This window comes from Caballeronia choica (genome assembly GCF_001544535.1).
Classification (GTDB): domain Bacteria; phylum Pseudomonadota; class Gammaproteobacteria; order Burkholderiales; family Burkholderiaceae; genus Caballeronia; species Caballeronia choica.
In genome coordinates, this window is the sequence record NZ_FCON02000218.1 from 1 (window position 1) to 8,781 (window position 8,781).

General features: G+C 58.3%; 7 protein-coding genes. 2 read left to right on the forward strand and 5 right to left on the reverse strand.

What is annotated here, in order from left to right; translation table 11 throughout:
* Nucleotides 1-12: 12 nt before the first annotated feature.
* Nucleotides 13-270 (forward strand): hypothetical protein, encoded by a 258-nt coding sequence (locus tag AWB68_RS40100; RefSeq protein WP_087649732.1) that lies wholly within the window; start codon nucleotides 13-15, stop codon nucleotides 268-270.
* 177 nt (nucleotides 271-447) lie between these two features.
* Here the strand turns inward: AWB68_RS40100 and AWB68_RS40105 are convergent, their stop codons facing one another.
* Nucleotides 448-1,221: a formyl transferase gene (locus AWB68_RS40105; RefSeq protein WP_200828932.1), complete on the reverse strand. Its 774-nt coding sequence runs from the start codon at nucleotides 1,219-1,221 to the stop codon at nucleotides 448-450.
* Nucleotides 1,208-2,194: a polysaccharide deacetylase family protein gene (locus AWB68_RS40110; RefSeq protein WP_087649734.1), complete on the reverse strand. Its 987-nt coding sequence runs from the start codon at nucleotides 2,192-2,194 to the stop codon at nucleotides 1,208-1,210. The genes AWB68_RS40105 and AWB68_RS40110 overlap by 14 nt, the downstream gene beginning before the upstream one ends.
* A gap of 640 nt (nucleotides 2,195-2,834) precedes the next feature.
* Here AWB68_RS40110 and AWB68_RS40115 point away from each other — a divergent pair.
* Nucleotides 2,835-4,013 carry a glycosyltransferase family 4 protein gene (locus tag AWB68_RS40115; RefSeq protein ID WP_087649735.1) on the forward strand — a complete coding sequence of 393 codons (1,179 nt, stop codon included), beginning with the start codon at nucleotides 2,835-2,837 and terminating at the stop codon, nucleotides 4,011-4,013.
* 763 nt (nucleotides 4,014-4,776) lie between these two features.
* On the opposite strand, the gene AWB68_RS40120 is transcribed toward AWB68_RS40115, so the two are convergent.
* From AWB68_RS40120 to AWB68_RS40135, 3 genes are all read right to left on the reverse strand, one after another.
* The gene (locus AWB68_RS40120) at nucleotides 4,777-5,685 is read right to left on the reverse strand and encodes an integrase domain-containing protein (RefSeq protein ID WP_087649736.1); all 909 of its coding nucleotides are present in this window, start codon (nucleotides 5,683-5,685) and stop codon (nucleotides 4,777-4,779) included.
* Between the two features lie 2,124 nt (nucleotides 5,686-7,809).
* Nucleotides 7,810-8,046, reverse strand: coding sequence for a hypothetical protein (locus AWB68_RS40130; protein ID WP_125483209.1), 237 nt, complete (start codon nucleotides 8,044-8,046; stop codon nucleotides 7,810-7,812).
* A gap of 349 nt (nucleotides 8,047-8,395) precedes the next feature.
* Nucleotides 8,396-8,781: integrase core domain-containing protein (locus AWB68_RS40135; RefSeq protein WP_143282017.1), on the reverse strand; the 386-nt coding region annotated here is incomplete at its 5' end.

Genomic DNA, 8,781 nt, shown 5'->3' on the forward strand with positions numbered 1-8,781 from the left:
AGGAGATTCATCATGGCCCTGACGATCGCAAACCTGTCCATCGACAAAGACCTTGACCGCGCTGAAATGGGCGCAGTCCGTGGCGGCAGCATTTTCCAAAACAACGGCGTGAACGCCAACTATAACGGCGGCTTCTCGTTCGGCAGCCCGCAGACCAACGTCGCCCCGGTGACCCAAGTCGACGCATCGCAGCACACGAAGGTGGACCTCACGACCATCTCGAACTCGATCAACAACCTTGGTGGCGTGGTCAAGGCTGGACAGTTCTAAGCTTCGGTTGGTTTAGAAAGTTTAGAAAAGGAGAACGGGACGGGGTGTGGGGTCCAAGGGGTTGGTCCAAGCAGGCAGTAAGTTTCGTTTTCCTTCTGAGCCTGGTGGGGTGGTGCTCCCAGGCTCGGATCAAAGCCCGCTCTCCTTGGCGGGCTTTTTTATTCATAATAAGCCGCGCTATTTCACGCCTTTAATCAGCCAATGTCGCATATATTCGAATAGCGTCGGATGATACCAAAGGCGGGAAGGAAGGACGCCCGGCCTCACGCTAACCCGACTTGCAACGACGTCGTCGATAGCGGTACGCATCAGCGGAATGGCAGCCGCCAATTGATGGATAGGATAGGTATTGAAGTTATCGTGTTTTTCAGGGCTTATCGTTTGCTGATAGAGAACTCCGCCGGTATCGATACCCTGATCGACCAAATGAACGGTTACCCCGCAGTTTTCCAGATCGCCATTCGCGAGCGCCCAATAGCCGCCGTGAACGCCGCGATATTTCGGCGTAATGCCCATATGCGTGTTGATGAATCTGACGTCGACGGACGCCAGCACGTCCCGCGACAGAATCCTCGTTCCGTTGACGACCACCACATCGGGCTTGGCCTGCCTGAGCAGCTCAATCGCCTGCTCACTATTGATGCTGCTCACTTTCGACACCACGTGCGACGGTATCGCGTTGCGATTCAGCGCGTAGCGCTGCAAAAGCTGATCGATGCGCTTTGCCGACAACTTCGCGGCAAACTTGTTCGCGACCACGAATAACAACTGGCCGACGGTTTTGAACACGCCCAGCCGCGTGATTCTTCTCGATATCAAACGGGTCGCCGAAGGCCTGGCCTCCATGATTACTCGTTCGACATTCACGACGCCCGCGAGGCTGTTATACATCACGACCGACGAGAGTCCTTCTCCGCATAGCAATACTACGCGCGGTTCATTGCTTTCCATGCGTTTCCCCCAGTTGACTCAGTTCGCCCATGTTCAACGAGCGAAAGCCGTAGGTTCTGTTCAGCGCGCGATAATGCTCGGCGATCTTCTCGAGAAATTCGATGTTTCGGGCAACGTCTTTTCCGAAATTGTGCGGATGCCACCAGAGGTGGTAAAGCCGTTTGTTGACAGCCGCATGCGTCATTGCCTTTTTGATGCGGCGCAGTCGCAGGCCTTCTAAAATCGCCAGCTTCCTGGCATATGGCCGCAGAAAACTGCTTGCCGGAAAGTTGAACGGCGCGCGCGGGATGCACGAATCGAATGTATACGTGTTGTGCCCCGAGAGGTTCAGATATGCATCGACAAGGCGGACCGCTCTCTTTACTCTTCCCTGGCCTGCTGCGTCCGACGCTTCATAGATTCGGCCGGTCTGATTTCCCCGATAACACTGAACACCAAACTTCGGCAGCGATGATAGGTATTTCTCGTTCCACTGGTTGCGCGGAAAAACCAGGCTCTTCATCGACAGTCCATGCGCCGCCGCCATCCTGGACGCCGCCGAAATATCCTCTTCGAACTGGTCCAGATTCTGCCCGTTTTCCAGGCAATAAAAATGCGAGAATGTGTGCGTGCCAATCTCCTGGCCGCTCTGCCCGGCGAGTCTTTTTATGAGCTCAGGGGCGAAGTGATAAAGTCCGTCTAGAGAAGCGTTCTCGTGGATATACTCATATGGCGACAAGCCGGGTCGTTCGTATGTCGGCAGTTTTGCCGGAAAACTCGCCTTCAGCTCAGCAGTGTCATTGCAAAAGAGAAAGCCGACCACAGCCCACGTCGCATGTATGTCGTGGTCTCCGAACACGCGCAGCATTTCCGGAATGGCACCCCGCACGCCGCGCAAGTTCTCGCCGTATTCATTGATGGTCCGCTTATCCCTGACCCCCCAATATAGTTCGAAATCAAGTGAAACGGTGAATACGCCGTAACCCGGACTCATCTTGTTGACCTCGCACAGCGCTTCGTCGAGCGCTCGATATTGTTGTTAGTTGTTTTGGAGTTCAGTGCCAGCAGGATGCAATATGAACCATCGCGATCATTCGCCGCTCAAGATGTGCTCCACGTTTAAAGTCGTTTTCTCAAGGCCGTGCTTCGGCAATCAGCGCTCGCGCTTCATGACATTCCGGCGTTCGGTTCTTTACCGGCATGGCCTTATGTCGCAGTAAGCTATCAGCTTTTCATTTTCTCGTCACGCGCGAGACCGCACACAAATTTCGTTGCAATTCGACCTGCGTGAATTGCTTTAGCGCAAGCCCCAGGCCGGATTACTTTGTAGCAGATCAATCGCCACTCCGGTATTGGCCAACGCACAATCCGGCTCGAGATACAGTCGGCATCGACGGGCGCTCCTGCATATGTTTGATCCCGAACGGTGAGCAGGTTGAACGATCACTTAACCTTCTCGACAACAGCGAATCACGTGTCAATGAGGCGCGTCGGGATCAGAAAGACGGGTTAAATGCACGCAACGACATGGTCGATAGCCCGCGACCTGCCATAAATGCCAAACACGGCGTGGCAGCGTTGTCCCGCAAGACCGTCGTCGTACTAAACCCAATGGATGTCACGCCGTTCAAAATATGAAAATCGTCCATATCATTTCGGGTCTCCGCGTGGGCGGCGCCGAGGCGCTGCTCTTGAATCTCGTAGCCGAGTCGCGAGCCGCCGGCATCGAGCACGTGGTCATTTGCCTGTCCGACATGGATACCATGGCCGAGCGCTTTCGCGCGGCGGGAGCCGAGGTCAGGCTGCTCGGAATGCGACCGGGTGCACCGAACCCGCTGCTCCTCCTTCGATTGACGAAATGGATCGTCGAGGCGAGGCCGGACATCGTCCAGACATGGATGTATCACGCGGATATTTTCGGCGGTGCCGCCGCGTTGCTGGCGCGCCTGGTGTTCCGGCTTCGCGGGCCTCGTCACCGGCTTGCGCTCGTATGGGGCGTCCATCGAACGGAAGTGCCCACCGCCAAGGTCGGGGTCTTGCTCAAGGCGCTGGCACGCCTTTGCGCCATGGCGTCCAACCGGATGCCCGATTCAGTGATTTGCTGCGCCAACGCGGCATTCAGGACGCACGCAGATTACGGTTATGAACGCTCGAAGATGCGGGTGATTCATAACGGCTTCGACGTTCACACGTTCGTGCCCGATGCCACTGCGCGGGCCGCGCTGCTCGGCTCGCTCGGCCTGCCTTCCCACGCGACACTGATCGGAATCGTCGGGCGCGCCAATCCCGCCAAGGACTACGACAACTTCCTGCGCGCGGCCGCACTGCTTCGCCCGCGCGTGGCGGACTGCCATTTCGTCATGGTCGGAAGAGATGTCGACGCGAACAACGAGCCACTCGGACGCACCATCGACGAGCTCGGCCTGACTGGCGCATGTCACTTGCTGGGTCCCCGCAACGACCTGCGCGCCATCATGCCGGCTTTCGACATCCTGTGCCTTTCGTCGCGGACGGAAGGTTTGCCGACGGTCGTCGGAGAAGCAATGGCGTGCGGCGTTCCGTGCGTGGTGACGGACGTCGGCGATACCGGGCAGCTCGTTGGCGATACCGGCTTGGTGGTGCCACCGCGCAATCCCGTCGAGCTGTCGAACGCGCTGGAAAAAATGGCGACCCTCAGTATCGAGCAGCGCAAGAGCCTGGGAAAGCGTGCGCGTGAGCGGATCGTCGAATCCTTCTCCATTGCCATCTGCTGGCAAAACTACCGTGACATGTACGCCGCGCTGCTACGCGCGAAAGGCGTGACCAAGGCCTGATACGCCGGGCGCCGGGCCAGCCGGTGTTCGTTACCCTTGGCACCGCGCTTTGGAACAGCAACGAGATTCAAGAACCCGTGGCTGCGCGTCGGTTAGCGCGGTTGAGACGCGACTAACCCGCTTCGGGCTACTGCCGAGCGTAGTAGCCGGCGACTTCTTCGAGCACGCGCTTTTTCTCGGCCTGCACATAGATCGTGGTGGTCGCGAGCGAGGCGTGAGCACCACAACTATCGAGGTGGTTATCGCCTCGACGGTGACGACCTTCAGATCCTGCGCATGCTACATATGCGCCAATGACCATCGAGCCTAAAAACGATAGGCCGGAATCTGTCACTTTTCATCTTCGTGCCGAGCACGAGGGCATGGGGTCATGGGGTAACTGGAATCGCCGAAAAGTGACACTTAACTGACACTTTTCGGCCTCTTAGCGCGCACCCGTAACGCTCTTTCGACCAGCCTTAGACCCGAACTGACAGATATCTGACACTTTTCGGTTACTTTTCTGCCACCGCGAGCTTCTTATCGTGAACGCGAATCTTGGCTGGGCTGCTCAACTGCAGCGTAGATCAACCTCTCTGTAACCTCCCGGATCGTCTCCCCCCGATTCTTGAGACTTCTGAGCACTTCGAAAGCCTCGGGTGAGATCTTTACTCGCGGGAGAGCTTCCGCAGAGTCCGAAAGACATTCCAGTCGCGTTTCTCCGACCAGCTCGGATTTGACCTTCCATACGCTGCCCTTTGGCAATCGAAGAGCGGTCACGAATTCAGGTTTGTTGCTCATAGGTCGCCCTTAGATAGTTGTTCCAGACCCAGCGGCCGCGGCCTTCGCCGTGACCGAGGTCTCGCGCACACAGCGCGAGCGCTTCTTTAACGCTGTGGCCTTCGCTGAGGTAGTACTCGTAGTTGTCGCGGCAGAAGGCTCGGCGCAACGCGTGGCCTGAGTCTTTGCCCGTCAGGCCCAGCGCCGCAAAGCGATCATGGACCTGCTTCTGAGCTGCACGAGCAGTGGGCGAGTCGACGAGATGTTCCCGCCGTGTCACCACCTCCAACGCTGCTTTGACCGCGGCCAGTGCTCGTTCACGGTAGGGCGGCGGAATTGCAGTATCCCGAACACGCCCGCCCTTGGTGCCGTGACGGATGGTGACAAAGCTCTGGCCGCGCATGAGCGCCGTCTCCCACTGCCTCAAGCTCTTGTGACTTTCGATCATCTCTTCACGTCGCAAGCCCAAGGAACGCTCGAGTTGGATCCAGGCACGGGTGTCAGTCGGCGCGTGCTCGAGGGCGTAAGCGAGCACGTGCGCATCGACCACGCGGCCAGTGCCGATGCGGGTGCCGGCCGGCACGCCGAGCTGTGCATTGGTTACAGAATCAGCCCATTCGCCGCGCCCTGCGCCGCGCAGAGCGCGGCGCAGATGGCTGACTTCATTCTGGATCGTGCGCGGCGTGATGCCGCCTTCGATGCGACCGGCCACATAGTTACGAATCTGTTTCTCTGTGACTGTGGCGGGATCGACCGCTCCATAGCGCCCCTGCTTCGCATGGGCGGCAAATGCTTTGAAGGTGGTCAACATCTTCTGTCGGGTGAGGGTCGCCGCCCCCTTATGGAGCGACGCTGCCATGAACTTCGCTTCGGTCGATCGCGGACGGTTCGGCGGTGAGGTGGACTTGCTCATGCTTTTCTCGTTGGAGTTGTTCGTCGTTGTTCATTGTTTGTGTTGCGCCGGCATGCTCCAGCGAGCCGGGTCCTGCGTTCGTTTAGGGATCTGTGGCCGCCACCTGGAGGTGGACTGTTGTGGCCGGGTGCTGCATGCCGATAACGTCGTTTGTCGTTTGTCGTTCGCCGGTTGGCCGGTTCGACGCGCTGACTTGCGCTTAACTATCACGTCGGAAGACGGGCGCCTCATGTGATGCGGGCGACGAGGATATGCGTAAACGCGTCACTGCTACGTGCGAAGCAGTGACGCGTATGCCAACGGGATTTCCTTCGTTGAGCGCTTCGATGAGCGGGTCGCAGAAGGTGGTGAAATCATCGTGTCGTGCTTGCTGCGTTTGCTGTCGGCGCAGCGAAACGGGAAGCGTGGACGCGATGGTTTTGATGGGCGACTTGTTGATCGCCGAAGCTGCGAGGAAAGTTGGGCGATGCTGCCCGGACAAACGTGGAGGTGTGGGGCGAGGCCCGAAGGAAAGTCAGTGTGCTTGCAATGGACGGACTACGAGAGCCCGCCGAAGCACTCAAGAAAATATTACTCAGGGGGCTGCGCAGGGCGGAGGATCCGATGCGCTTGCCATAAGCAATCACTGCGGCCGGGGTTTCCGGCTTAATAAAAATCGGATCGGGCTCAAGGCCAGATCGTAGGTCGATGCGTCAGGGACGCGAGAAACTTGACGACGTTAGCACAAGAATTCTGGCGTGACTACAAGACACTCGTTGAAATTTTAAAGCTACTAAAAAACGTATAGCCTTAAGGCAAGCACTGTTAAAAGGCTGCAATATGGAGCACTCCTGGAACGGTGAGTTCGGCATACCTTCGCCTTTTCACGTCATCGTTCGACAGGGGGCGGCTGGAGACGATGCGCTCAGTCGGCTCGCGGTCTATCCGCATCGTCCGGGTCTTTCAAGGCCTCTACACGGTCCCTACACGGCCCCTGCAGGGGCTATTGCATCACTCCCATCGCATCCACTGCTCCCTCGGGGCCAAGCAGGGGCCAAGCAAGGGCCAAGCAGGGGCCAAAGGATGCTTCGAACTCACGGATGGCTTCCGCCGCAGCGCGGACTTTCGTCAGGCCCGAGTTTCCTGCCGTCCATATAGCTTTGTCGGCCGTGAGGCGTCTCGCATTACGTGATCCTGGTGTCGATGCGCGACATTGAGGGCCATGGCGCGCGTTGCAGGCGCTTTTACTGGACGAGAACAATGTGCTCGACCGCGATCGCACCTATCTGCTCGGCGGCGACAAAACCGGCAAGTCCCCATGTGATCGGCCAGCCAGTCGGCATCGACGGCTCGCCGCTCGCCGCTCGCGCTGAAGGCTGAGTCCGTCTTCCTGATCGTCGGCGGCAATCATCCCGATCGGGCTGCCACTGAACCGCCGGAACGCCGTGAAACACACCGTGATCGTCTTCCATGCCGCGCTTCGCGACAAATGCTCATTGTGGACCACGCCTTCCGAACGGCACGGGCCGGCGAATAAGCAAATATTGATAAAAACGGTTATCAAGAGTACCGGCGGCTGGCGCGCGAGAGTGGCCAAAACAACTTAGCTATCAGCACAGAAATACGATCGACAAGCGCAATCTATCAAACCGAAAGCCGCGCCGGAAAAGTTGGGCTGGAGACTAGACGAGATCGCAAAGTATCTGGCGGAAATGTCTGTCAGAGAGCCCAGATAGTCCCGTTTACGTCCCTTCGCTAGGTCAGTAGGACGCACGATGCTCAGCGGCGGCAATGAGCCAGCAAGCTGCTGACCACTACTGGGCCGAATCTTGCCAGTCGTCTGCAATCGGCGCGCGCGGCGCATCAGGTGATCGCTTCATCGCTACGCTTCTGCCGAAGGACGACCCGCCTCGCCGTCCATGAGCGATTTAAGTCCTGGGAAATAGATGTCGCACCGCTCGTGTACCGCCGCTGCTCTTCGCGGGCAGTTGGCGATCTCCGAACCAAGGTCTGTCAACCGGAAGTCAGCGCCAAGGGCTGCCACCAACCGGGCCAACTGGTAGCGGCCGTGCCGATCACAGCGCGAGCACGCGACCTCAAGATGACTCGCTCGCGCGGCAACGTCGCCGAGCGTAAGAGTGCCGTTCATCCTTGCTGCTGTGCACGACGAGTCGAGTCGAACAGTGTCGGGTTCGCTGGTGGGCCAGCGAGAAGCGCATTGCGCGCGAGGCGCGCGATGTTCGGCAAACTATTCGCAGTGGTGCTGCCTTCCGCGATGTCCGAGATCATGCGGAGCGCTTCACGCAGGCGACGATTGTCGTGTTCAAGGTGCGCATTACGGTCCAAGTGGACCTTCGAAGCAAGTCGATGCGGGTGGGTCATTTGGTTTTCGAAAAGGTAGTAGCGGCGAATCATTCGGCAACAGACAGCCCCGATGTTCAAGTCAAGAATTGCACCTGTGTATGAGCAGGCATCGTCGCGACACTCACGTTATACGGCTTGCTTACCTGCTCGCATTTCACTTCCACATATCCCCCGTTGCCGATGGGCGTCACGGCGATGACCTTGTAACGGACCATCCCGGCGTTGCACTTGCACGTCGCCGACCTGTAAATCCTTCGCTTCCTTCGTTGTCATTTCCGCATCGATGGCGTCCCGACACCTGGCGCTCAATAGTGTTTGCCGTCCTTGTCGTGTACCGGCTCGGATTGTCTGGACACGGGTTTGCAACTCAGGCGGCCTCTTTCATGGTGGCTGCGTGACGGGCTTCATGGGGTGACATAGAGCCCAGTTTTTCGAGACGCCAATGACGGTTGTAACGATCTTTGAACTCGACGGCCGCGGCCCGAACTTCCTCCAGGTTCCTGAAGATGCGACCGTGAATGGCTTGTTCCTTCAGCGTCCGGTTGAAGCGCTCAGCGACGCCATTCGTTTGCGGTTCGGCGACGAAGGCGAAGCTCGGCGTGACGCCCCAGAACCTGACCTGGTTGAGGAAGTCATCGGCCGTGTACTGCGAACCGTGATCCATGCGCAGCGTCAAGCCCCGACCAACCTCGGCACCCGTGCCGCCGAATTCACCCAGCAGTCCCTGTGCGATCGGCTGCAAGGCGGCGAACC